The sequence below is a fragment of the Streptomyces sp. WG7 genome, from assembly GCF_049975785.1.
In the GTDB taxonomy this organism is placed as follows: Bacteria; Actinomycetota; Actinomycetes; order Streptomycetales; family Streptomycetaceae; genus Streptomyces.
Window position 1 is genome coordinate 38,925 of record NZ_JBNGGE010000008.1, and the last position, 22,681, is coordinate 61,605.

General features: G+C 73.1%; 22 protein-coding genes. 9 read left to right on the forward strand and 13 right to left on the reverse strand.

The features are described from left to right. The first annotated feature begins 38 nt into the window (after positions 1 to 38). Complete coding sequence (locus tag ACP4J0_RS11310) at positions 39 to 1,193, forward strand: ROK family transcriptional regulator (protein WP_426598500.1); 1,155 nt, start codon at positions 39 to 41, stop codon at positions 1,191 to 1,193. Positions 1,194 to 1,218: 25 nt separating this feature from the next. Here the strand turns inward: ACP4J0_RS11310 and ACP4J0_RS11315 are convergent, their stop codons facing one another. Both ACP4J0_RS11315 and ACP4J0_RS11320 read right to left on the reverse strand, forming a co-directional pair. Continuing rightward, the gene (locus ACP4J0_RS11315; RefSeq protein ID WP_426598501.1) at positions 1,219 to 1,980 is read right to left on the reverse strand and encodes a GntR family transcriptional regulator; all 762 of its coding nucleotides are present in this window, start codon (positions 1,978 to 1,980) and stop codon (positions 1,219 to 1,221) included. A gap of 180 nt (positions 1,981 to 2,160) precedes the next feature. Further along, positions 2,161 to 3,048 carry an RNA polymerase sigma-70 factor gene (locus ACP4J0_RS11320; RefSeq protein ID WP_426598502.1) on the reverse strand — a complete coding sequence of 296 codons (888 nt, stop codon included), beginning with the start codon at positions 3,046 to 3,048 and terminating at the stop codon, positions 2,161 to 2,163. 211 nt (positions 3,049 to 3,259) lie between these two features. Here ACP4J0_RS11320 and ACP4J0_RS11325 point away from each other — a divergent pair, with 211 nt between their 5' ends. Further along, the gene (locus ACP4J0_RS11325; RefSeq protein WP_426598503.1) at positions 3,260 to 4,138 is read left to right on the forward strand and encodes an alpha/beta fold hydrolase; all 879 of its coding nucleotides are present in this window, start codon (positions 3,260 to 3,262) and stop codon (positions 4,136 to 4,138) included. Here ACP4J0_RS11325 and ACP4J0_RS11330 read toward each other — a convergent pair. Together ACP4J0_RS11330 and ACP4J0_RS11335 are read right to left on the reverse strand one after the other, a co-directional pair. Then, entirely contained in the window at positions 4,090 to 4,392 is a 303-nt protein-coding gene (locus tag ACP4J0_RS11330; protein WP_426598504.1) for a hypothetical protein, read from the reverse strand. The genes ACP4J0_RS11325 and ACP4J0_RS11330 overlap by 49 nt on opposite strands. Before the next feature lie 42 nt (positions 4,393 to 4,434). Further along, positions 4,435 to 4,926 carry an SRPBCC family protein gene (locus ACP4J0_RS11335; RefSeq protein ID WP_426598653.1) on the reverse strand — a complete coding sequence of 164 codons (492 nt, stop codon included), beginning with the start codon at positions 4,924 to 4,926 and terminating at the stop codon, positions 4,435 to 4,437. A 220-nt stretch (positions 4,927 to 5,146) separates the two neighbouring features. Between ACP4J0_RS11335 and ACP4J0_RS11340 the strand changes: the two genes are divergently transcribed. From ACP4J0_RS11340 to ACP4J0_RS11365, 6 genes are all read left to right on the forward strand, one after another. Next, complete coding sequence (locus tag ACP4J0_RS11340; RefSeq protein ID WP_426598505.1) at positions 5,147 to 5,794, forward strand: hypothetical protein; 648 nt, start codon at positions 5,147 to 5,149, stop codon at positions 5,792 to 5,794. A 49-nt stretch (positions 5,795 to 5,843) separates the two neighbouring features. Continuing rightward, positions 5,844 to 7,601: an NAD(P)/FAD-dependent oxidoreductase gene (locus tag ACP4J0_RS11345; protein ID WP_426598506.1), complete on the forward strand. Its 1,758-nt coding sequence runs from the start codon at positions 5,844 to 5,846 to the stop codon at positions 7,599 to 7,601. A 150-nt stretch (positions 7,602 to 7,751) separates the two neighbouring features. Continuing rightward, entirely contained in the window at positions 7,752 to 8,276 is a 525-nt protein-coding gene (locus tag ACP4J0_RS11350) for an RNA polymerase sigma factor (protein WP_426598507.1), read from the forward strand. Positions 8,277 to 8,374: 98 nt separating this feature from the next. Next, positions 8,375 to 9,076, forward strand: coding sequence for a hypothetical protein (locus ACP4J0_RS11355; protein ID WP_426598508.1), 702 nt, complete (start codon positions 8,375 to 8,377; stop codon positions 9,074 to 9,076). A gap of 91 nt (positions 9,077 to 9,167) precedes the next feature. Beyond that, positions 9,168 to 10,757 carry an ABC1 kinase family protein gene (locus ACP4J0_RS11360; RefSeq protein WP_426598509.1) on the forward strand — a complete coding sequence of 530 codons (1,590 nt, stop codon included), beginning with the start codon at positions 9,168 to 9,170 and terminating at the stop codon, positions 10,755 to 10,757. A gap of 124 nt (positions 10,758 to 10,881) precedes the next feature. Next, entirely contained in the window at positions 10,882 to 11,763 is an 882-nt protein-coding gene (locus ACP4J0_RS11365) for an SAM-dependent methyltransferase (RefSeq protein ID WP_426598510.1), read from the forward strand. Between the two features lie 68 nt (positions 11,764 to 11,831). Here ACP4J0_RS11365 and ACP4J0_RS11370 read toward each other — a convergent pair whose 3' ends face one another. From ACP4J0_RS11370 to ACP4J0_RS11410, 9 genes are all read right to left on the reverse strand, one after another. Then, entirely contained in the window at positions 11,832 to 13,073 is a 1,242-nt protein-coding gene (locus tag ACP4J0_RS11370) for a wax ester/triacylglycerol synthase domain-containing protein (protein WP_426598511.1), read from the reverse strand. A 50-nt stretch (positions 13,074 to 13,123) separates the two neighbouring features. Further along, positions 13,124 to 14,446 (reverse strand): NAD(P)/FAD-dependent oxidoreductase, encoded by a 1,323-nt coding sequence (locus ACP4J0_RS11375; protein WP_426598512.1) that lies wholly within the window; start codon positions 14,444 to 14,446, stop codon positions 13,124 to 13,126. Continuing rightward, complete coding sequence (locus tag ACP4J0_RS11380) at positions 14,443 to 15,102, reverse strand: flavin reductase family protein (RefSeq protein ID WP_426598513.1); 660 nt, start codon at positions 15,100 to 15,102, stop codon at positions 14,443 to 14,445. Before ACP4J0_RS11380 ends, ACP4J0_RS11375 begins: the two co-directional genes overlap by 4 nt. After that, complete coding sequence (locus ACP4J0_RS11385; protein WP_426598514.1) at positions 15,074 to 15,541, reverse strand: aromatase/cyclase; 468 nt, start codon at positions 15,539 to 15,541, stop codon at positions 15,074 to 15,076. Before ACP4J0_RS11385 ends, ACP4J0_RS11380 begins: the two co-directional genes overlap by 29 nt. A gap of 119 nt (positions 15,542 to 15,660) precedes the next feature. Further along, entirely contained in the window at positions 15,661 to 17,106 is a 1,446-nt protein-coding gene (locus tag ACP4J0_RS11390; RefSeq protein WP_426598515.1) for an aspartate aminotransferase family protein, read from the reverse strand. Next, entirely contained in the window at positions 17,103 to 18,224 is a 1,122-nt protein-coding gene (locus tag ACP4J0_RS11395; protein WP_426598516.1) for an SDR family oxidoreductase, read from the reverse strand. The genes ACP4J0_RS11390 and ACP4J0_RS11395 overlap by 4 nt, the downstream gene beginning before the upstream one ends. Before the next feature lie 61 nt (positions 18,225 to 18,285). Further along, positions 18,286 to 19,419, reverse strand: a complete 1,134-nt coding sequence (locus ACP4J0_RS11400) for an acyl-CoA dehydrogenase (protein WP_426598517.1) — start codon at positions 19,417 to 19,419, stop codon at positions 18,286 to 18,288. 103 nt (positions 19,420 to 19,522) lie between these two features. After that, positions 19,523 to 20,485 carry a bifunctional lysylphosphatidylglycerol flippase/synthetase MprF gene (locus ACP4J0_RS11405; RefSeq protein ID WP_426598518.1) on the reverse strand — a complete coding sequence of 321 codons (963 nt, stop codon included), beginning with the start codon at positions 20,483 to 20,485 and terminating at the stop codon, positions 19,523 to 19,525. Beyond that, positions 20,469 to 20,975, reverse strand: coding sequence for a hypothetical protein (locus tag ACP4J0_RS11410; protein ID WP_426598519.1), 507 nt, complete (start codon positions 20,973 to 20,975; stop codon positions 20,469 to 20,471). The genes ACP4J0_RS11405 and ACP4J0_RS11410 overlap by 17 nt, the downstream gene beginning before the upstream one ends. Before the next feature lie 151 nt (positions 20,976 to 21,126). Between ACP4J0_RS11410 and ACP4J0_RS11415 the strand changes: the two genes are divergently transcribed. Continuing rightward, positions 21,127 to 22,587, forward strand: coding sequence for a PLP-dependent aminotransferase family protein (locus ACP4J0_RS11415; RefSeq protein WP_426598520.1), 1,461 nt, complete (start codon positions 21,127 to 21,129; stop codon positions 22,585 to 22,587). The last annotated feature ends 94 nt before the right edge of the window (positions 22,588 to 22,681 follow it).

Below are 22,681 nucleotides of genomic sequence, written 5' to 3' on the forward strand. Positions count from 1 at the left end.
GATCCGGCCAACACGCGCACGAGCTGGGAGGACTGACGTTGGGCGGGCTGACCGGCGGGGATCCGTCGCTGCTGCGGAGGATCAACTCCGCTGTGGTACTGCACGCGTTGCGTGCCACGGACTGCGCGACGCTGACCGAGATCACCCGGGTGACGGGACTGTCCCGGCCGACCGTCGAGGGTGTCGTCGAGGGGCTCATCGAGGCGGGTCTCGTCGTCGAGGCGGCCGCCGACGAGGGTGCGGCCCGGCGGCAGGGGCGGCCCGCGCGACGGTTCCGGTTCCGGGCGGAGGCCGGGCATCTGCTGGGTCTCGAGATCGGGCCGCACCGCGTCGCCGCGCTCCTGTCCGGCCTGGACGGCCGGGTGATCGGCGCTCAGGCCAAGGACGTCGACGAGACCGCCTCGGCCGACGAGCGGCTGGAGCGGCTGCGCACCGCCGTCGCCGAGTTGCTGCGCCGGGCCGGTGTCGCGCGCGGCTCGTTGCGTGCCGTGGGGGCGGCCACGCCCGGGATCGTGGAGGCGGACGGCACGGTGCGGCTGAGCACCGCGCTGCCCGAGTGGACGGGGCTGCGCCTGGGCGAGCGGCTGAGCCGTTCCTTCAAGTGCCCGGTGCTGGTCGAGAACGACGCGAACGCGGCGGCGGTCGCCGAGCACTGGAAGGGCGCCGCCACCGAGTCCGACGACGTCGTGTTCGTGCTGGCCGGGCTGAGTCCGGGGGCCGGGGCGCTGATCGGCGGGCGGCTGCACCGGGGGTACGGCGGGGCGGCCGGCGAGATCGGCGCGCTGCATCTGCTGGGCCGGGAGGTGACGCCGGAGACACTGCTGTCCACCACGGACCAGCCGCTGCATCCCCTGGACGAGCAGGCGGTGGCCAAGGTGTTCGCCGAGGCCCGCGAGGGCGACCAGCGGGCCCGCGCGGCCGTCGAGCGTTTCATCCAGCGTCTGGTGCACGACGTGGCGGCGCTGGTGCTGGCCCTCGACCCGGAACTGGTCGTCATCGGCGGCTGGGCGGCCGGGCTGGACGGCGTACTGGAACCGTTGCGGCGGGAGCTGGCCCGCTACTGCCTGCGCCCGCCGCGGGTGACCCTGTCGCTCCTGGGCGAGGCCGCCGTTGCGACGGGTTCGCTGCGACTGGCCCTCGACCACGTGGAAGAGCAGCTGTTCGCGGTAGAGGGCGCGACGGCACGCCGCTGACCCGCCGATGCCCGGTCCGGGGCGGTCAGGAGGCCCTGGTCTCGGGGCCGTGGTGGATCTCCACGTCGCCGGAGTCCCCGAACGTCAGCCGGCAGGTGTCCGCGCGGTACGTGGCGACGGAGAGCGCGGCGGTGCGGCCCTTGGCGAGGTAGCGGGTGGTGACCACGAGGACGGGTGCCCCCGGAAGGCGGTCCAGTTCCTTCGCGTCCTCCGCACCGGCCGATCCCAGCTCCACGGCGCTCTCCTGCCGCTCCAGTTCTCCGCGCCGCAGCTCGCGGAGCACGGCACGCGCGCGTGCGGCGCCGGAGGGCGCGTCGATGGAGGTGAGGTCGGGCACCGAGGCCGGTGGGATGTACAGAAGCTCCGCCGCGACGGGCTGGCCGTGCGTCACGCGGGAGCGGCGCACGGTGTGCACGGGCTCGTCCCGGCCGGTGTCCAGCGCGTCGGCGACGGCCGCCGGCGGAGCCGCCAGGGTGCAGTCGACCGAACGCCAGGCGTCGTCGGAGGTCCCGGGCCAGACGTGCTGCCGGGTGCCGACGGCCACGCCGACACGTGGCGGGGCGACGGTCGTGCCGACGCCGCGTCGGCGCTGGAGCCTGCCTTCCAGTTCGAGCTGTTCCAGGGCCTGGCGGAGCGTGGCGCGGGCGACCCCGAAGCGGGCGGCGAGATCCCGCTCGTTGGGCAGGATCTCACCCACCGAGAACTCCGAGTCCAGGGCTTCGCTGAGGACGGTCCTGAGGTGCCAGTACTTCGGTTCCGCCACCGATCCCAACTGCGTGGTCCCCACCCTGTCCTCCGCAATCGCCGTGGTCCGGCGGCGTTTTGACGCCCTTGTTTATTAAAGGTTGTTGTAGTTCTCTGCGACGATAAAACGGCCCACACCCTTGGTCAAGACCAACCCGGCGGCAGGGCGACGAGGCCCCCGTCACAGGGCGGGGGCTCGGGCCGCGGCGGGGAGGCGCTCCGGTCAGGCGAGGGCGGCCAGGGAACGCAGTTTGTCGGGGTTGCGGACGATGTACACCGCCTGGATCCGGCCGTCGGCCACGTCCAGCTGGAACACGGAGTCGGGCGTGCCCGCGGACAGGACCAGCAGGGCCGGGCCGCCGTTGAGTTCCACGGGGCGGAAGGAGACGTCCGGAATCCCCTTCTGCGCGGCGCCGAGCAGGAAGCGGCCCACCTTGTCCGCGCTCTCCACCACGCGCAGCGGCGCCCTGGACTTGCCACCGCTGTCGCCCACCAGGCGGACGTCCGGAGCGAGCAGCGCCATCAGCCCTTCGAGGTCGCCGTCGGCCGCGGCGGCGAGGAAGCGTTCGGTGAGGTCCCGGCGCTGCGCGGGATCGACGTCGTAGCGGGGCCGCCGCTCGTCGACGTGCTTGCGGGCCCGCCCGGCGAGCTGGCGCACCGCGGCCTCCCCGCGCTCCAGCATGGCGGCGATCTCGGCGTACGGGTATCCGAACGCCTCCCTCAGGACGAACACCGCCCGCTCCAGCGGCGACAGCGACTCCAGGACGACGAGGACGGCGAAGGACACGGAGTCGGCGAGGACGGCCCGCTCCGCGGAGTCCGGCACGGTGTCCCCGAAGTCGGTGACGTAGGGCTCGGGCAGCCACGGGCCGACGTACGTCTCGCCCCGCGACTTGATCTGGCGCAGCCGGTCGATGGCGAGGCGGGTGGTGACGCGCACCAGGTAGCCGCGCGGTTCGCGGACGCCGGACCGGTCGGCACCGGACCAGCGCAGCCAGGCCTCCTGGACCACGTCCTCCGCGTCGGCCAGCCGGCCCAGCATGCGGTAGGCGACTCCCAGGAGGACGGGGCGGTGCTCTTCGAAGACGTCGGTCGCGGTGTCGGTGGTCACCGCCCCATCCCAGCGGACTCGTCCGGCCGTGTCCAGGCGGAGCCGCCCGTACCCGCCACCCTGCCGGCGAAGGCCGGCGACGGGGGGCTACCCGTCGGTAGCTCTTGCTGACACTCTGTCTATGCAACGCCGCCATCGTCCACGCGTTCCCCAAGACGCACGTTCCCTACGACACATGTCACACGAACACGCGTTCCCGACAAGGAGCCACATGTCCGCGACGCTCTCCTTCACGGCCCCCACCGAGCACGGCCCACGGGACATCACCCTCGCCTACGCGCGCGTGGGCACCGGCGAGCCGCTGCTCGTGCTGCACGGCATCGGCCATCACCGGCAGGCCTGGGACCCGGTGGTCGACATCCTCGCGACCGAGCGCGAGGTGATAGCCGTGGATCTGCCCGGATTCGGGCAGTCGGCCGCACTGCCCCACGGACTGCCGCACGATCTGCCGACGACGACCGCCCTGCTCCACGCCTTCTGCGCGGCCCTGGGAGTCGACCGGCCGCACGTGGCCGGCAACTCGCTGGGCGGCCTGCTGGCCCTGGAACTCGGCCGCCAGAACCTGGCGCGTTCGGTGACGGCCCTGTCGCCGGCCGGGTTCTGGACGCAGGCCGAGCGGCGCTACGCCTTCGGCGTGCTGACGGGGATGCGCCGGACCGCCCGGAATCTGCCCCTGCCCCTCGTCGAGCGGCTCTCCCGCACGGCGATCGGCCGCACCGCCCTGACGAGTACGATCTACGCCCGTCCCGGCCGCCGCTCCCCCGAGGCCGTGGTCGCCGAGACGCTCGCGCTCGCGCGTGCCGAGGGGTTCGACGAGACGCTCCGGGCCGGACGGAGCGTGCTGTTCACCGACGACGTCCCCGGCATCCCCGTCACGGTGGCGTGGGGCAACCGGGACCGGTTGCTCCTGCCCCGGCAGGGCATACGCGCCAAGCGCACCATTCCGCGGGCCCGGCTGGTGCGACTGCCCGGCTGCGGTCACGTCCCGATGAACGACGACCCGGCGCTGGTCGCCCGCGTCCTCCTGGACGGCAGCCGCGCTCAGGAGGTGCGAGCCCCGAGGACCTCCTTCAGCACGGCCGGGTCGTAGGGCATGCCCACATGCGGCGTGCGGTCGTCCGGGGCGAAGTCCCGCCGGAAGGTGGTGTCGACGTAGCGGCCCTCGGCCTTCGAGGAGTCCGACCGCTCCAGGGATCTGGCGCGCGAGGTTCGACAGGCCCTGGGCGGTGACCCGTGGTTGCCGAGCGCGATGCCGGCGAACGTGTGCGCCTCGGGGCCTCCGCCCAGGGCGTTCAGGTGACAGCGCGGCATCGTGCCGCCCTGCGAGAAGCCGACGAGGGTCATCGACGACCTGCCGTGCGCCCGTGCGCCGCAGATTCGCATGAGTCACACGGCCAGTCGTGCGGCGGCCGCGCGCAGCAGGCGCACGTACCGGCTCTCCCTGACCGGGCGGGCCACCCGCCCCGTCAGGGCCCGCTCGGCGCAGTCCAGGCTGCGCCGGAACGCCGCGTCGTGCAGCGGCCGGACGACCAGGACCCAGCCCAGCCAGCGCACCCCCCGCGGACGGACCACGAGGGTGTTCCGCAGCACGGTCCGCCGCCCGTCGAGGCATTCGACGCTGAACTCGTGGAAGCCCTCGAACCCCCGCGGACCGGTGAAACGGAACCGCACCCACCGACCCGGCACGTAGTGGCTCACCACATACCGCACCGGTCCGTGGCCGCCGGGAACGCCCACGGCGAGAGGCCCCTCGAAGCGTACGGGCGGCCAGTCCGGCGGCCAGAGGCGGTCGTCCTCGCTGCCCAGCGAGTCGATCAGTACGCCGACCTCTTCGGGGGGAGCGGGCAGGGAGCGTTCATGAACGTTGAGCACGGCGATCACGGAATCCAGACTGCCAGCACGCATCCGTCCGGAGGTCCCCCGAAAGGGCATCCCAAAAGCACGCCCGGAGCGCGCGTTCCGGGCCGTGCGCCGTCGTCCACGCGTCAACGCGCTGTCGGGAGAGGGCTGTTGTGCGTGGGGGGTGCGGCGGGGCCCGAGCGTAAGGACAGATGAGACGGACACAGTCGGCACGGCTCACAGCGAGGGGAAGTCGGTCATGGAGGAAGGGTCCGAGTTACCCGGGTCCGGTGGCGAGGGCGCGCGCCGGGCCTCCGTCCCACCGGCGGCGTTGCCCGGGTCGTGGCAGCCCCTGCTCGGCCGGCCCGGCCTGGCGGAGCTGCTCGGGCATCCTCTCGCGGGTGCCGCGCTGACGGAGATGTGCCGGCTGCCGCCCCGCGTGGCCGTGCACTCCCTGCGTACTTTCCTGCTGGCGGACGCCTGTGCGCGCACCCGGGGGACGGTCTACGACCGGGTCGGGCTGCTGGCCGCCGCGGCGTTCCACGACGCCGGACTGGTGGGGCGCGCCCCGCTCGGGCACGGCGGGTTCCCGGGTCGTTCCGCGGAGTTGCTCGACCTCTTCCTGGCCGGGCACGCGGTGGGCGCCGAACGGCGCAGGACCCTGACCCGCGCGGTGCGCGAGCACATGCGGCCGTTCCCCGCGCGCGACGCCGGGCCCGAGGCGCGGCTGCTGCACTTCGGTGCGTGGCTCGACGTCACCGGGCGCGGCGAGCACCTGGTGCCGGGAGACCGGCGCCGGCTGTCCGGGCTGGCGCCCACTCCCTGGTTCGCCGTCTCCTTCTCCGCCCGGGTGGCGGCCTGCGGGCTGCGCCGGGTGCTGCCCGCGTCCGTGGTCGCCCGCCGGTGACCGCGGAGCCGGACAACTCGCTTCTCCCGTCGCGAAAGGAACCGCAGACATGCAAGAGGACCAGCGTGTTTTCGATGTCGCCATCGTCGGTGGCGGCATCGGCGGGACGATGCTGGGGGCCGTGCTCGCACGCCACGGTGTGCGCGTGCTGCTGCTGGAGGGCAGCGGACACCCCCGCTTCGCCATCGGAGAGTCCACCGTCCCCGAGACCACGTTCGGCCTGCGGGTGCTGGCCCGCCGCTACGGCGTCCCGGAGATCGAGCACCTGGCGACCAACGGGACGCTGCGCCGTCACGTGTCGTCGAACTGCGGAGTCAAACGGAACTTCAGCTTCGTCTACCACCGCGAGGGCGAGCCGACCCGGCCCGACGAGTGCACCCAGTACCCCACCTGGGGCCCGCCGCTGGGTCCCGACTCGCACTACTTCCGGCAGGACGTGGACGCGTACATGTTCCACGTCGCCGTGTCCTACGGCGTCACCGCGTACACCCACACGCTCGTCGACGACGTGAAGTTCGAGGAGGACGGCGCCACCCTGGTCACCCGGGACCGGGGCACCTTCCGGGCGTCGTACGTGGTCGACGCCGGCGGGATGCGGGCCGTGCTGCCCGAGCGGCTCGGGCTGCGGCAGGAGCCGCCGTACCGCACCCGGTCGCGCACGATCTTCACGCACATGGTGGACGTGCGCCCCTTCGACACCGTGGCACCGCCGCGCGAGCAGCACGGAATGCCCAGTCCGTTCAGCCAGGGGACGCTCCACCACATGTTCCGGGGCGGCTGGTTGTGGGTGATCCCCTTCGACAACCAGTCGACGAGCACCAGCGAGCTGTGCAGCGTCGGCGTCAACCTGGATCTGGACCGGTACCCGCGTCCGGACGACGTCTCGGCGGAGGAGGAGTTCTGGCACCATGTGCGCCGGTTCCCCAGTGTGGCGCGGCAGTTCGAGCGGGCGCGGGCGGTGCGGCCGTACGTGTCGACCGATCGCACGCAGTTCGCCTCGCAGAAGGTCGTCGGCGACCGGTGGTGCCTGCTGCCGCACGCCAGTGACTTCATCGACCCGCTCTTCTCCAGCGGCCTCGCGGTCACCGTGATGGCGCTCAACGCGCTGGGCCACCGGCTCATCGAGGCGGTGCGCCAGGACGACTTCGACACCGCCCGGTTCGCGTACCTGGACCACTGGACCAAGCGCATGTTCCGGTTCTACGACGACCTGGTCTCCTGCAGCTACGTCTCGTTCGACGACTTCGACCTGTGGAACGCCTGGAACCGGGTGTGGACCATCACCACGCTGTACGGAACCAACGCCCAGAACCAGGCCGCCGTGGCGTTCGAGAAGACGCACGACCCCACCTGCTTCGACGCGCTGGAACTGCCCCCGTACCGGGGCCTCCAGGGAGTCGACAACCCGTGGGTGGAGCGACTGTTCGACCAGGCGCGGGACGCCGTACTGGCTTACCGGGCGGGGACATCCACGAAGGAACGGACCATCGCGCGCATCTACGAGCTGCTGCGCGAGAGCGAGCTGTGCCCCGCGGTGTGGGGCACCCTCGATCCCGAAGACCGCTGCCCCTCCGGTGTGTTCACCCTGTGGCCGCTGATGAGGATCCTGCTGTGGGGCAGGTTCCGCTCACCGCGGCACGTACGCGGGTCCTACTTCACCGGCGGCGCCCGGATGGTGGGCAGGGAGGCCGTCCAGGCGTACACCACCGAACTGCGCGCCGGCGGCTCCCAAGTGCACCAGACCGTACGGGACATGTGGTTCAACTGGAACCGTGACTGGACCCGGCGCCCGGCTCCGCGGAAATGACCGCGAAGAATCATTCCTGCCGACCGCGGGAGGTACACATTCCGGTTTGCCGCTCGAAGGCCTCGGGTAGGAAAACCACATGGCCGACAAATAGAAAGCCGGCCGCGGTTCTCCCTCCTCAATACGAGAGACAACGGGCTGCAAACCACGATGGCGAGACATTCCACCTGCCAATCGCCCGCTGAATGCTCCTGGGAAGACATCTTCCAGCATCAGGACCGCCTCATGCGGTTGGTTCGACGAAGACTGCCCAGCTTTCAGGACGCCGAGGACTGCGTTCAGGAAACGATGGCCCGCGCAGCCGCCCACGCCGCGCTGGACAAGAATCGACTCGGTTCCTTTCTGACGTCCGTGGCACTTCGCCTCTGCATCGACTTCTACCGTGACATGGAGCGTCGCAGCAGACTTCTGCAGCGTGCGGCACCCATGGACGCCTCCGGGACGACCGAGGAGGACGTCTGCGACGAGGACTTCGGCAGATGGCTGCTGGGCCAGGTACAACACCTGCGCGGGCGGGAACAGGAGGTCATACTCGCTCGCTCCGAGGGGATTTCCACTGCGGAATTCGCCCGCATGCACAACATTTCCGTCAAGGCGGCCGAGGCCGCCTTCACCAGAGGCCGCGCCCGACTCAAAAACGCGTGCGCGAAAGCCTTGGAAGGCTGCACCCAATAACGGGGCGAATCCTCCTCCCTCTCCTCACCGATCCCCGTTCGATGCCATCCCCACTCTCATCGCATCTCATCGCAGGAAAACGGAAAGGGATTCCACTCATGTCCAACAACAAAAACATCCAGGATATTTTCAAGGACCTGGTCGGCAATATGGCCGACAGCAGCAAGGAAGCCTTCGACGACATCCTCAACCGGTCCGACAGGCCCGGGTCGTCCGGGTCCGGCAACCCCGTCGACACACTGGCCGGGCTGCCGGCGAACGTGCTCGGTGCCCTGGCCGGCACGGTCAACCCGGCTGCCGCACTCGCGGGCGCCGCGAACCCTCTGGCGGCCCTCGCGGGCAACCCCCTGGCCGCGCTGGGCGCAGTCGGCGGCGGCAACCCGCTCGCGGGCCTCGCCGGAGGAGCCGCGAGCCAGCTGGGGAACATCGCCGGCGGCGCACAGAACCCCCTGGCCGCGCTCGCCGGCGGCGCACAGAACCCCTTGGCCGCGCTCGCCGGCGCCGCGGGAGGGGCCAACCCGCTCGCCGCGCTCAGCGGGGCGGGCAACCCCCTCGCCGTCCTGGGCGGCGCCGCCAACCCCCTCGCCGCCGTCGGCGGTGCGGCCGGCGCCCTCGGCGGGCTCGGGCAGCTGGCCGGAGGCCTCGGACAGGCCGCCGGCGGGGTCGGCGACCTCATGTCGCTCCCGTCCCAGCTCACCCAGCTGCTCCAGGTGCTGCCCAAGCTCATCGAGGCGCTCCAGGGCCTGCAGAACCTGGCCGGCCCGCCGGCCCAGGGCAGTCAGTCCGCGTCCTCGGGCTGACCGGTCGTGCCGTCGTCCCGGCCGGCCGGCCGGGACGGGCACGCCGACCGCCCGCCCGTCCCGGATCCCGTCCTGAGGAGGATGACACGCGATGGCGTCTGTCGTCGGCGATCGGCTGCGTCTCGTGGTCAAGGTGCTGGGCGGCCTCGTGGCCGACGAGGTGGGACAGGCGGCCCGGACGCGGAGACGTGCGGGACGGGACACGCGGTCCCCGGCGGAGGACGACCCCGCCTCCGCCGGGTCCGCCGACGGCTCCGGCCCGGGCCGGTTCACCGGGGCGGAACAGCGTCGTGCCAAGGCGGTGCGGCAGGCCTTGGAGAGCCTCGGGCCCTTCTACGTGAAGCTCGGGCAGATCCTGTCCACCCGGCCGGACATGGTCCCGCAGTCGATCCGGGACGAGCTGCAGAACCTGCACGACCAGGTGGACGTCCAGCCGTTCTCGGTGTTCGAGCCGGTGCTGGCGCGGGACCTCGGTCCGGACTGGAAGCTGCGCTTCGACGACGTCGAGACCGTCGCCCCGCTCGGGGCGGCGTCCCTCGCCCAGGTCTACCGGGTGACGCTGCCCGGCGGACGCCCGGCCGTGGTCAAGATCCAGCGCCCCGGCATCCGGGAGGGCGTGCTCGCGGACATGGCCCTGATGCGCCGGGCGTCGAAGATCGTGGCCCGCGTCGCACCCCGGTTCAACGAGGTCATCGACATCGAGGCGATGCTCGGCTCCGTCTTCGACGCGATGGAGCCGGAGCTGGACTTCAACGGCGAGGCCCAGAACATGGACGAGGCCCGCGAGCACGTCCGGCAGTTCCGCTCGCTGGAGGTGCCCCGGGTGCTGCACGCCAGTCCCCGGGTCCTCGTCCAGTCGCTCGCCGGCGGGAAGTCGGTACGGCACATCCACCGGAGCCACTTCACGGACGACGAGCGCGTCGAGATCGGCAAGGACCTCCTGCGCTTCATGTACCACGGGTACTTCGTCCACCGCTTCTTCCACGCCGACCCGCACGCGGGCAACGTCTTCGCCGCGCCCGGCGGACCCGCGACGCTGATCGACTGGGGCATGGTCGGCCGCCTGGACCGGCGTACCAGCCTGCAACTGCTGCCCCTCTTCATGACGTTGGCACAGAACGACGGCATCGGGCTGGCACAGCACTGGGCGGAGATGGGCCGGATGACGCCGTGGGCCAACATGCCGGCGTTCGCCGCCGACATGGCCGCCTTCGTCCCCAAGGTCTCGCATCTGTCCCTGGAGGACATGAACTTCGGTGTCGCGCTCACCACCGTGCTGGCCAAGGCGACCAAACGGGGCATCGGTTCGCCGCCGGCGGTGTCGCTGCTCGGCAAGTCGTTCGCGAACCTCGACGGCTCGGTGCGCTGTCTGGCTCCCGAGATCACGCTGCCGGAGGTGTTCCAGGGCGAGGTGCCGAAGATCCTCTTCGCGCTGGGCCGGGAGTTCCTCGGCCGCAACCAGTTCGCCCGCAACTCCATGGAGCTGCTGCTGACCGCCGTCACCAGCCCCGAGCAGGTCCGAGGGGTGCTGTCCGACATCGCCAACCGCCAGTTCGCGCTGAACGTCCACGAGCCGCGGACCCCCGCCGCGATGGGCGGCCAGCGGCCCTCCCGTCCCTCCGGCGGACTGCTGGCGCTGGGCGCGCTGGCGATCCTGCTCAGCCGTCGCCGATCCCCCTGAGCCGGGCCCGGCGGCCGACGGACCGACATCACCGGGCACCACTGCCACCACCTCGACGCCACCGACACCACAGCCGCCACCGACACCACCGACACCACCGACACCACCGACACGGAGGGTTCTCATGCAGGAGACCGCACGGCCCACTCCCCCGCCCGGACCTGGCGTTCTCGTGCCGGACGGACTGTCCCGGGTCGCCCTCTGGACGGCGTCCGCGCACGCCGCGGAGCACGGCAGGCCGGCGCCGTACGTCCGCGATCCATGGGCCGCCGCGTTCGTGCGCGCGGCGGACTTCACCGGGGCTCCCCCGGGCGACGGCCCCCTCCAGCGGCTGCTGCCCGACTGGGCCGTGGTGCGCACCCGTTTCTACGACCAGTACCTGATGTCAGCGGCTCGTTCGGGCTGCCGCCAGGTGGTTCTGCTCGGGGCCGGTCTCGACACCCGCGCCTTCCGGCTCGACTGGCCGGCCGACGTGCATGTCTTCGAGGTCGAGGATCCGGCGCTGCTGTCCTTCAAGGAGCACGTGCTGGACGGGGCGCCGCCGTCCTGCGGGCGGCGCACCACCGTCGGCGCCGATCCGGCCGGCTCCTGGGGCGGGGACCTGCTCGCCGCCGGGATGGACCCGGGCCGGCCCACCGCGTGGCTGTGCGAGACGCGTCTGTACCACCTCCAGCCGCACGCGGTGGAGGACATCGTCGCCGCGATGACGGATCTCTCCGCGCCGGGCAGCGCCTTCGGTGCCGAGTGCGTGAACGCCGGGGCCGCCTCCTCGTCGTTCGTGGCCCCGTTCCTGGAGGCGCTGTCGGCGACCGGGATCTCCTGGCACTGGCAGCTCGCCGAGCCGGAGGGCTGGTGGGGGGAGCACGGCTGGGACGCGCGGGTGGCCGACCTGTTCACGCTGCCGTACGCGGTGGATCGTCTGGCCCCGTATCTGCCGCTGGTCGGCGAGGCGGCGGCGAAGTGCGTGTTCCTGGCGACGGGGACCGTACGCGGCTCCTGCCGCTGAGGGACGGGACGGCACGGCAGGCCCCGGGCTCATGGTGACGCCCGGGGCCCTGCCGTGTCTCGTACCCGCTACGGCCGTTCCAGTTCCAGCAGCGCCGCGAGCCACAGGCCGGGGAGTTCGCCGGCGGTGTGCAGGGCCTCGTCGTGGATCACGGCGAGGCAGGCGGTGTCGTGCTGGCTCGTCAGCGTGGTCAGGCAGCGGATGCCGGCGCCGAGTCCGGAGTAGACGACGGCCCGGCGGGCGGCGTTGCCCCGGTGGACGAGGGCGCTGCCGAAGTTCACGCTGCTCACCGGCCCGGCGACGGACCGGCCGTTCACCATCCGGGTGCCGACCCGGGCGCCGACCGCCCGCGGCCCTGCCATCAGCAGCAGGCGCAGGGCATCGCGCTGACGGCCGGTGCGCAGCGACCCGGTGCGGGCCACCACGCGCCGCAGGGCGTGCTGCGGGGACGGGGCGTCGCAGGGCAGCAGGACACGTGCGACGACGAGCCGGTTGCCCGGGGCGTACTCCTCGCCGGGCCCGCGCACCGACATCGGGACCGCGACCGGCAGCGGCGGATGGGCGGAGCCGGTGCTCTTCCGGTGCCAGGTGCCCACCGCGTGGGCGAGCGCTGCGAGGAAGACGTCGTTCACCGTGGCGCCGTGGGCTCGGCCGACGGCCCGCAGCCGCGCCACCGGGACGACCGCCTGACACATGTCCGTCCGCCCGCCGAGCGGTACGTCGAAGGCCGGTTTGTCGCTCCGCCGGAAGGAGGCGGCCACGTCGCCGACGGCGCCGGCGAGGCCCCCGAGGGCCGGCCGGCCGCGGCGGTGCGGGGGCGGCCCGCCGCCGGGGTCGTCGTCGAGCAGGGCCCGCGCGGTGTGCGCGGCTCCCACGCCGTCCTGGAAGGTGTGGTCGGTGCGGTAGCACAGGCTGTGGCCGCCGGTGGGCCCGTGCACCAGCCACACGTCCCAGGGCGGCCGGGTGTCCCCGCCCATGGGACGGGACAGCATCAGCCGACCGGCGCCCGAGCCGTCGTCGTCCCCGGGCAGCCAGGCCTCGTGCACGTGCTGCTCCACGTCGATCCGTCCGACACGGGAGAACGTCCGGCTCCTCCTGTCGATGCGGTAGCGCAACGCGGGGATGCGGGGCGCGCGTTCGGCGACGCGGGCGCGTACCGAGTCCAGGGTGGGGGCGGGGCCCGAGAATCCGAACAGGAAACCGGCCGGCAGCGGTCTGCCCCCCATCGCCAGGTGGTAGGCGACGTCGGCGGTGCCCATGGGCAGGGACGCCGGCAGACCGCCGTCGCCGCCGGGGTGGGGTGGGCGCATCAGGAACCTCTCTGTCGGTTGGAGGAGACGGCCGCCGTCCCGGGCGGCCGTCAGCACGCGTGGCGCGCGGCGCGCCCGAGTACGTCCACGTACGCGCGCAGCAGGGGCCGGGCGGGTCCGCGTACGGGCAGGCGCGGGGCCCTGGAGCGGTGCCAGGGCAGCGGTTCGCCGGGGTCCGGCTCACCCAGCAGGGCAGCGGCCACGTACGCGCCGTGCGCCACGGACAGGGCGAGGCCGTGTCCGCAGCAGCCGCCGACATACCAGACGTCGGGGAATCCGTGGACCGGCCCGACCACCGGCAGGTCGTCGCCGGTCATGCCGATGCGGCCGGACCAGCGGTGGGTGACCCGTACCCGGGCGAGGTCGGGGTGCAGGGACCGCAGCCATGCCTCCAGCCGGGTCCAGGCGCGCTCCCGGAGGGACTGGAGCCGGGGAGCGCCGAGCCCGGCCGGGACCGTGGCGGTGCCGCCGCCCGCCACCAGGCCGCGGTCCGGGAGCAGTCGGAAGTACGGCGCCATCGGCACGGCGTCGACGACGGAGTACCCCGCGCGCCCGCCCAGCACCTCGTACGCCGGAGCGCTCAGCGGTTCGGTGGCGACGGCGTACACCTCCAGCGGCAGGATCGTGCCGACCGGCAGGTCCAGTGACCGTGCGGCGGAGTTGACGGCCAGCACCGCCTGGCGGGCGTAGAGCCGGCCGTGCGGGAGGACCAGTTCCGGTCCGACCAGGTCGCCGGGGCGCAGCGCCAGCAGCGGGCTGTGGCCGTAGAACCGCACGCCCTTGTCGGCGCAGGCGCGGGCGAGGGCACGGGTCAGGGCGGCCGGGTCCAGGGTGGCGGCGGGGCGGTACAGGAGAGCGGCCCGGAACGGCACACCCACGCGGTCTCGGATGCCGGCCTCGGTGAGGACGGGGACGTCCAGGCCCAGTTCGCGGCAGGCGCGGGCCCGGCGGGCCAGTGCCACCAGGCCCGCGGACGAGCGCGTGACCATGAGCTGGTCGCCGGTTCGCAGCCCGCAGGGCACGTCGAGCCGGGCGCACAGGTCGAGGACGTCCTGTACCGCCCGCTCACTGGCCCGGTGCATCCGGCGCGCCGTCCGCGGGCCGAAGCGGCGCACCGCCCGGTCGACGGCGGGGCCGGCCCGGGGGCCCAGCAGACCGGTGCCCCGGCCGCTGGCCCCCGCGGCCGGGTGTTCGGCGTCCACCACGGCGATGTCGAGCCCGGGGGCGCGTTCCGCCAGGTGGTAGGCGCAGGACAGCCCGGCCAGACCGGCCCCGACGACGGCCACGTCCGCGGTGACCACGCCGTGCAGCTGGGGGTGCGGCGGCAGTTCCGCCGGGTCCCAGTACGGCGTTCCGGCCGGCGAGCTGTTCATCCGGCGGCGTCCGTCACCGGCTCGGTCAGCGCGCCGAACCGGCGGTCGTGCCACAGCAGGGGCCGTCCGCCGCCCACGTGCACGGCGGCGACCCGGCCGACGACGAGGTGGTGGTCACCGTAGCGGCGTACGTCCTCGGTGAGGCACACCGACCAGGCGAGCGCCCCGGCCAGCACGGGTGCGCCCAGCACCTGCCGGGTGCCGGTCCCGGCGAACCGCTCGGCCGCGGTCGTCGTGGGGGACGCGAACCGGCCCGCCAGCTCCTGTTGTTCCTCACGCAGCAGGTGCACGGCGAAGGCCCGGCGGGCGCGGACGGCGGCGAGGGTGCGGGAGCCGTCGCGCAGGCAGACCAGGAGCAGCGGCGGGCGTGCGGAGAGCGAGGTGACGGCGGAGACCGTCATGCCGAGGGGGCCGTCCTCGCCGCGGGCGGTCACGACGGTCACCCCGGCGGCCAGCTTGGCGTAGAGGCCGAGGCAGCGGGCGGCACCCGGTCCCGGTTCCGCGTGCAGCGGTTCCCCGTTCAACGGGCGCTCGTGCGGCGGTTCCGCGAGCAGCGGTCGCTCGTGCGGCGGTTCCTCCCGCGGTGGACAGGCGGCCGGAGGCGGGGCCCCGGCGGTCGTCGCCCGGTCAGCCACGAGCCGCAGCCGCGCGTTCATCGATCACCTCCGCGTTCGCCAGGCCCCGGAGCACGCGGGCGATGTTGGTCCGCACGGTCGACTCGGCCACCGGGTCGAGGATCTCTGCCAGGGAGGGGATGCCGAGGTCGAAGGCGGCGGTGAAGACGACGAGCGTGCCACCGTCCCCGGGTTCGCAGCGCCAGCTCCCCTCGAAAGTCTGGAAGTCGCCGCTGAGCTGCTCGAAGGCGAGGGAGCAGGTCTCTGGCGCGTAGGTGTCGCGTTCCCGCCACCGCATCAGGCCGCCCCGGAACTCGACGGTCCAGTCCGAGACCGTCGAGCCGTCGGGCAGCGGAGGCTCGACGTGCACCTCGCGGAAGGTGTCGCTGTACTCGGGGTAGCGGCGGAAGTCGGTGATGCGTCGGTAGACGTCGGCGGGTGCCAGACCGTCGGCGAGGGCGTGCAGGACCACATGGCGCATGGGTCGTTCGGTTCCTTCCCGGAGGTTTCCGGACGCTGGTGTCAAAAGCAGGTGCCAGAAAGCTGGTGACGGGGGGGGCGACGGGCCGGTGGTGACGGGCCGGCGGCAGGAGCCGGTGTTCAGCCGGCCATGCGGTCGGCCGTGCTGCGCAGGGCCTCGGCGAGGACGGTGAGGAACAGGTCGAGCGCGGAGTCCTCGACCACGGCCGGCGGGGTCAGCCGCAGCACCCGGGTCGAGTTGAGGGAGTGGTTGACGAGAACTCCGCGGGAGATCAGCTCCAGCAGAAGTTCACCGACCGCCTGTTCCTCGGCGAACTCGATGCCGATGAGCAGTCCACGGCCTCGCGCCTCGCGCACCAGCCCGCCCTCGTACGGCGCGCACACGGCCCGCACGGCGGTGAGGACGCGCAGGCCGAGCGCGGCGGCCCGGGCCACGGTGTTCTCCTCCTCCATGGCCCGTACGGTGGCGAGGGCGGCGGCGCAGGCGATCGGTGAGGCGCCGAAGGTGGAGGTGTGCAGGTAGGGGTCGCGGCTGAAGGGTGCGTAGGCCTCCGCGGTGGCGGCCATCGCGGCGATCGGTACGACGCCGCCGCTGAGCCCCTTGCCGGCCAGCAGCACGTCCGGGCGCACGTCCTCGGCGTCGACGCCCCACCAGGTGCCCAGTCGTCCCATGCCGGTCTGGATCTCGTCGACGACCAGCAGGGCGCCGTACGCCCGGCACAGCGCCCGTACCTGGCTGAGGTAGCCGGGGCGGGGGATGCGTACGCCGCCCTCGCCCTGGACGGGTTCGATGACGACGCAGGCCCGGTCGCGGCGGGTGGCAAGGGCCCGTTCGAGGTCGGCCGGGTCGTCGTAGGCGACCTGGGTGACGTCGGGGAGCAGGGGCTGGAACGGCGTCTGGTACGTGGTGTTGGCGGTGACGCTCAGCGCCCCGAGGGTCTTGCCGTGGAAGCCCCCGCGGGTGGTGATCAACGAGGTGCGGCCGTGGGCGCGGGCCAGTTTCAGGGCCGCCTCGGTGGCCTCGGCACCGGAGTTGACGAAGTGGACGTAGTCCAGACCGGGCGGGGTGTGGGCGGCGAGGGCCTGGGCGGCGCGGGCGGCCACGGGCTCGAGGAAGACGCGGCTGGCCAGCGGGTGGGTGTCGATCTGGCGGTGCACCGCCTCGACGACGGCCGGATGGCGGTGGCCCAGGATGAAGACGCCGTAGCCGCCGAAGTCCAGGAAGCGGCGGCCGTCGTCGGCGTGGATCCAGACGCCCTCGGAGCGGACCTCGGCCATGCCGCCCATGACCCGGCCCATGACGGCGCGGCCGGAGCCGATGTGCTTGAAGTAGAGATCGACGACGTCGGCCCGGTCGGGCGGTGCGGCGGCCTCGGTGGACGGTGCGGCGGTCTCCGTGGACGGTGCTGCGGACCCGGTCGAGGGGGTGGCGGGCCCGGTCGAGGGGGTGGCGGACCCGCCAGGCCGCACGGCGGACCCGGTAGGCGGCACGGTGGTCTCGGTGGGCGGCACGGTGGTCTCGGTGGGCGGCACGGTGGTCTCGGTGGGCGGGGGTGACACGGTCATGACGCCACCTCGCTCGGAGCGGCCGCGGCGGCCCGGTGCCGGCTGAGCAGGCCGGCCCTTTCCTCGGCCCAGCTCTCCGCGTTGCGCACGAGTGCGGCGTGGATGTCGGTGTGGGTCAGTCGGGTGCCGCAGTCGGGATCGCCGAGGGAGGTGTCGAACGGCAGCTCCCGCTGGAACACCAGCAGCAGTTCCGCGTAGTGCTCCAGTCGGCGGCGGACCGAGGCGGGCAGCGCGGTGCCCTCCAGCATGGGCAGCAGCAGCCGGTGCACCGCCTCGACCGGGATGAGCCGGGGCCGCTGGGGCCGGGGCAGGCCGTGCCGTACGGCGACGTCCGCGCAGGCGTCGGCGAACTCCCGTAACTCGATGGCCTCCTTCCCCGCCGTCAGCCAGTACTCGCCGCTGTCCACGCGACCCCGTACCAAGTCACCGATGGCCCGCGCGACGTAGTCCTGGGGCACCATGTCGATCCGCGCCTCGGGGGCCCCGGGCAGCACGGGCACCTGCCCCAGGACCATCGCGCCGATCGTCTTGGTCAGTCCCTGCTGGCCGGCGATCCGACCGGTGCCGGAATCACCCATGACGACCGAGGGCCGCACGATGGCGCCGGGCACACCCGAGTCACGTGTCATCTGCTCGGCACGGGTCTTCGAGCCGAGGTAGGCGGCGGCGCCGGGAAAGCGCCGGCGGTCCTCCTCCGTGGGGGTGTTGGCCACGAACGCGGTACTCACCAGATACAGCGGGGCGTCGGCCCGGGCGGCCAGGTCGAGCATGCTGTCCGCACCGAGCAGGTTGGTGCGTGTGATGTCGTCCGGCGGGGTGCGCCAGTTGGTCTCGGCGGCGGAGTGCAGCACCACGTCCACCTCCCGGGCCAGTTCGTGCCAGGCCGGAGGGTGCAGACCGAGCCGGGGCGCGACGAGGTCGCCCTGGAGCTCGCGCACCCGCGGATCGCGCAGGGGTGTGGTGCGGCGCAGGCACAGCAGGTCGAAGTCGGGTGACAGCTCGTCGATCAGGGCCCGTCCGAGTACCCCGGAACCGCCGGTGAGCAGCAGGGTGGGGCGGTCGCGCGGTCCCGTGCGGCCGGCCGGCGGTACGGCGGGACGCTGGTTGTCTGACGGCATGGGTGTGTGTTCCCCCAACGGGTCTCGGCCACCGACGGACGGTGGGGTGGGGTGGGGTGGGTCAGGCGATGGTGAGTGGCCGGCCGGCCAGGTAGGCGGAGAACGAGCCGGTCATCCGGGAGCGCGACGGCGGGTGCAAGGAGAGTCCGTTGGCGCAGGCGGCCAGGTGGCCCACCTCGTCGGACGTCATGAAGTTGAGCCCGCCCAGCAGCTCGACCGCGCGCGGGACGACACGGGCGATGGCGTCCTGGACGCCGTAGCGCGCGTACAGGGCCTGCGCGAGCGCCGACTCGTCCAGGTCACCGGCGTCGATACGGCGGGCGACGCCCTCGGCGGTGGCCATCGCGGCCTCGGTCCCGACGAAGAGGCGTACGCGGTCGTGCTCGGGGATGCGGTCGTTCAGCAGCACCCGCTCCACCAGCGCGCTCGCGGCGCCGAGGTAGCTGCCCGTCATCAGCGCCTGGAACCAGATCAGACCGGCCGTCTGGATCTCGTCGAGCCGTTCGCCGGAGGTCGTCGCCGTGCGCAGCAGGAGTTCCGGCGGGACCAGGACATCGGTGAGCGTGACCTGTTCGCTCTCGGCGCCCGCGAGGAAGGAGCTGGACCAGAAGCCGCTGACGCTCAGGCCCTCGCTCTCCGCGGGCACGAGGGCGACGGCGAGTTCGTCGCCCTGCCCGTCCTCGCGCGGAATCACGACACTTGCGGTGAGTACGTCCATGGAGCGGGCGAGGCTGCACGGCCGTTTGACGCCGTTGATCCGGATGCCGTCCCCGGTCACCGTCGCGGTCATCGACGGGTCCAGGACGCCGGCTCCGCTGCGGCCCTCGGCGAAACCGGAGGCGATGAGGCGGTTGGCCGAGGCCACGCCTTCGATCAGCATCCACTCCAGGCCGTCGCCGAGGCCGCCGAGTCCGACCAGGGTGGCCATGGAGAAGTGGTGCATGGTGGTGGCCACGGCGAGGGACGGAGAGCGGCTGCCGATGGCCCGCTGCACGCGCACCGCGTCCAGCGCGGTGGCGCCCCGGCCCTGATGGGACTCCGGGACCAGGAGTCCCGGGCCGCCGCTGTCCCGGAAGTGCCGGATGCCGGGGCTGCCCGGCCGCTCCAGCTCCATCAGCGGCGTCTCGCGCAGGGCGGGGTCCAGGTCGGGCAACAGCTCGGCGAGGGTGGCGCGTTCACGTTCGAGGAATCTCATGGACGTGGTCCTCCAGGGTGGGTCGGGCGGGAGATCCGCGCGTCAACCGCAGGGCACTCGCACGGCACTCGCACGGCACTCGCACGGCCGTGGAGGCGGTGGCTCACACGGCGTTGGTGGCGCGCAGCAGCTGCCAGACGGCGCCGGGGCGTGGTCTGCCGCGGAAGGCGATGTACTCCGGGAGGACCACGTGCGGGGCCCACTTCTGCTTGTACTCCAGCTGGGAGGCCGCCGGGTAGACCGCGTCGCCGCGCTCGGCCAGCAGCCGGGCGAACCGGGAGAACAGGCGGCTGGCGCCCGGTGGTTCGTGCTCCGGGTCCAGCCCGGTGAACGGGGTGAACCCGAAATGCAGCCAGCCGGCGCCGTCGGCGGTCAGCCGTTCCATGACGGTTGCGTTGAGCGCCTCCATCACGCCGGGCGGCGCGTCGGGGCGGCGCCGGCTGAGGTCGTGGAGCCAGCCGGGGCGGCTGCCGTAGACCGGCGAGTAGTTGATGTACCCGACGGCCTCGCCGCCGATCCGGCCGACGAACAGACGGCGGTGCTTTTGGAGGCTTCCGTTCCGCTGGCCGACGAGGAAACGCAGCTCCTTGACGTGCCGGCCCTTCTCCCGCAGCCAGCACTGGTCGATCCGGTCGAGTTCGGCGCGGTCGTCGCCGTCCCGTACCTCGGCGACCTCGAGGCCGGCCCGCCGGGCGCGCGAGATCTTGTTCCGCAGCCGGACGAACCGTGAGCCGCGCAGCGTGAAACGGCTCAGGTCGACGGCGTACGACGCACCGATCTGATTGACCGTGAATCCGTGCGCCGCGTACAGCTCGGCATCCGCCCGCTGCAGTTGCACGGCGACCAGGCGGCGTCCGGCGTGGGCGACGAAGGCGTCCAGCAGTCGCGCGCGGTGTTCGGGGGCCGCGAACGGCCCGCCGAACTGGAGGACGTAACGGCCCGAGGTGCGATAGGCGCAGGCGCCCTCGAACCGGTCGTCGTGGAAGTACGTGTTCCCGCTGTTGAGGGCGAGAAAGGAACTGGGGTTGTCGCTGTGCGCGGCCAGCGCGTCAAGCACGGACGGCATCGGTGTCCTCCAGGGGAGTCCGCGCCGCGGCGCTTTCACCGGAATCGGCCGCCGAGTGATACCGCCGCTCGAATGTCCGGAATTCCGGAGTGATTGCCGGTTCGAAGGCGACACCGAAGGGTTTGAGGGAGTTCCCGAAGAGTGCCCGGTCTCCCATGAGATGGATCGGAAGGGCGAGCAGTGCCCATTCCGGCCCGACGAACAGCGCCCACGCCCCGGCCAGGGCACCTGCCGTGACCAGGCTGTGCATCGCGTTGTAGGCCACGTAGTAGCCGCGCGGAATACGTCGGTCGGGGCTGCGCCGGAAAGCGATCGCGCCGGGCAGATAACCGATGGCGTCGATCACCACGAACAGCAGCACGAAAACACCCCAGCGGATCTCCGTTCGGTGCTGGAATGCGAGCACGAGCGATACGGCGAGAAAGCCCAGCCATTCGAGTCGGGAGAGAGCGAAGGTAGCCTTCGTCTCGAAACGGTTCTTGGCGTCCACGGGCGCTCCTGGATTGCGCGTACGATTCCGGGGCCCGGCACCGGCCTGCCCCCTCGCTGTGGTCTGTCACTCCGGTTTACGCACCGGCGGGTCCAACCCCTCGTAAAGTGGGGGCGATTGAACGGACGTGATCCTCGGGGGGACTGTTCTCATGACGTCAGCGCTGATCGGCCCGGACGGCCGCCCGAGCCCCGTCGGCCGCACCGTCGACGGCACGGCGGCCTGGGAGTTGCTGCTGCCCGCCGCCTCGGCGCCGGCCCGCGCGCGTGGCCGCGCACTGCAGGCGGCGCTGCGGGACGCCGTCCGCTCCGGCCGGCTCACGCCGGGCACCCGCCTGCCGTCGAGCCGGGACCTCGGGGCCGACCTGGGGGTGTCGCGGGGGCTCGTGACGGAGGCGTACGAGCAGCTGACGGCCGAGGGCTACCTGCGCAGCGGGCGGGGCGCGGGGACCTGGGTGGGCGACGCCGTACGGGCCGCACGTCCACGCGCGCGCGATCTCGCCCCGCGCTCCCCGGGCGACCGGGCCGACTTCGTGCCGGGCACACCGGACCTGTCGCTCTTCCCCCGCTCGGCGTGGGCCGCCGCGCAGCGCGGGGTGCTGACGGAGCTGCCGCACGAGAGCCTCGGCTACCCCGACCCGCGCGGGCTGCCCCGGCTGCGGACCGCGCTGGCCGAGCTCCTCGCGCGACGCCGGGGCGTGGTGGCGGACCCGGAGCGGATCGTCGTCGTCTCCGGGGTGGCGCAGGCGACGGCGCTGATCGCCGACGTGCTCCACGCGCGCGGGATGCGCACCGCCGGCGTCGAGGACCCCGGCAGCCCCCAGCACGACGCCCTGTACGCGGCGGCGGGCGTCGCCACCGTGCCGTTGCCCCTGGACGACGAGGGACTCGCCGTCGGCCCGCTGCGCGCCTCGGGCGTACGGGCCGTCGTGACGACGCCGGCCCACCAGTTCCCGACCGGGATCGCCTACTCGGCGCGGCGCCGGGCCGAACTGCTGGACTGGGCGCGGTCCGTGGACGGTCTCGTCCTGGAGGACGACTACGACGGCGACTTCCGCTACGACCGTGCCCCGGTGGGCGCGCTCCAGGGTCTCGATCCGGAACGCGTCGCCTACACGGGTTCGGTCAGCAAGTCCCTCGCGCCGGGGCTGCGGCTGGGCTGGCTGCTGGTACCGGAGTGGCTGGCGGACGACATCGTGCAGCGCAAACGCACCACGGACCTCGGACATCCCGCGCTCGACCAGGCACTCTTCGCCCGTTTCGTGGAACGCGGCGATTACGACCGCCAGTTGCGGGTCTGCCAGCGCGCCTACCGGGAGCGGCGCGACGCGCTGGTCACCGCGCTGGCGGAGCACTTCCCCGGTTCCCGCGTCTCCGGCATCGCCGCCGGACTCCACGCCATCGCCGCGCTCCCGGAGCGGTACGGCCCCGAGGAGCGCTTCCTCGCGCGCGTGTCGGAGGCCGGGGTCGCGGTGCGCTCGCTGGCGGAGTACGGGCACGAGGCCGGGGGTGACGACGTCGCCGGGAAGGAGGTGCGGCTGGTGCTGGGGTACGCGCATCTGTCACCGGGACGGATCCGGGCGGGGGTGGAGATGATGGCGCGGGCCGTGTGACGCGGCGAGGGAGGATGCGCTCCCCGCGCGCGGGCGCCCGGTTGTTCACCCGGCGTTTGCGTGATCGCCGCGCCGCACCAGTAGGTCTGGCTCT

What these genes read in the sequence shown, in the direction of transcription:
- ACP4J0_RS11385 (WP_426598514.1), bottom strand. Translation starts at nt 15,541, where the DNA reads ATGCGCCATGTGGTCCTGCACGCCCTCGCCGACGGTCTGGCACCCGCC.
- ACP4J0_RS11390 (WP_426598515.1), bottom strand. Translation starts at nt 17,106, where the DNA reads ATGACCGTGTCACCCCCGCCCACCGAGACCACCGTGCCGCCCACCGAG.
- ACP4J0_RS11325 (WP_426598503.1), top strand. Translation starts at nt 3,260, where the DNA reads ATGTCCGCGACGCTCTCCTTCACGGCCCCCACCGAGCACGGCCCACGG.
- ACP4J0_RS11350 (WP_426598507.1), top strand. Translation starts at nt 7,752, where the DNA reads ATGGCGAGACATTCCACCTGCCAATCGCCCGCTGAATGCTCCTGGGAA.
- ACP4J0_RS11360 (WP_426598509.1), top strand. Translation starts at nt 9,168, where the DNA reads ATGGCGTCTGTCGTCGGCGATCGGCTGCGTCTCGTGGTCAAGGTGCTG.
- ACP4J0_RS11370 (WP_426598511.1), bottom strand. Translation starts at nt 13,073, where the DNA reads ATGCGCCCACCCCACCCCGGCGGCGACGGCGGTCTGCCGGCGTCCCTG.
- ACP4J0_RS11345 (WP_426598506.1), top strand. Translation starts at nt 5,844, where the DNA reads ATGCAAGAGGACCAGCGTGTTTTCGATGTCGCCATCGTCGGTGGCGGC.
- ACP4J0_RS11395 (WP_426598516.1), bottom strand. Translation starts at nt 18,224, where the DNA reads ATGCCGTCAGACAACCAGCGTCCCGCCGTACCGCCGGCCGGCCGCACG.
- ACP4J0_RS11375 (WP_426598512.1), bottom strand. Translation starts at nt 14,446, where the DNA reads ATGAACAGCTCGCCGGCCGGAACGCCGTACTGGGACCCGGCGGAACTG.
- ACP4J0_RS11405 (WP_426598518.1), bottom strand. Translation starts at nt 20,485, where the DNA reads ATGCCGTCCGTGCTTGACGCGCTGGCCGCGCACAGCGACAACCCCAGT.
- ACP4J0_RS11330 (WP_426598504.1), bottom strand. Translation starts at nt 4,392, where the DNA reads ATGACCCTCGTCGGCTTCTCGCAGGGCGGCACGATGCCGCGCTGTCAC.
- ACP4J0_RS11400 (WP_426598517.1), bottom strand. Translation starts at nt 19,419, where the DNA reads ATGAGATTCCTCGAACGTGAACGCGCCACCCTCGCCGAGCTGTTGCCC.
- ACP4J0_RS11380 (WP_426598513.1), bottom strand. Translation starts at nt 15,102, where the DNA reads ATGAACGCGCGGCTGCGGCTCGTGGCTGACCGGGCGACGACCGCCGGG.
- ACP4J0_RS11415 (WP_426598520.1), top strand. Translation starts at nt 21,127, where the DNA reads ATGACGTCAGCGCTGATCGGCCCGGACGGCCGCCCGAGCCCCGTCGGC.
- ACP4J0_RS11365 (WP_426598510.1), top strand. Translation starts at nt 10,882, where the DNA reads ATGCAGGAGACCGCACGGCCCACTCCCCCGCCCGGACCTGGCGTTCTC.
- ACP4J0_RS11355 (WP_426598508.1), top strand. Translation starts at nt 8,375, where the DNA reads ATGTCCAACAACAAAAACATCCAGGATATTTTCAAGGACCTGGTCGGC.
- ACP4J0_RS11340 (WP_426598505.1), top strand. Translation starts at nt 5,147, where the DNA reads ATGGAGGAAGGGTCCGAGTTACCCGGGTCCGGTGGCGAGGGCGCGCGC.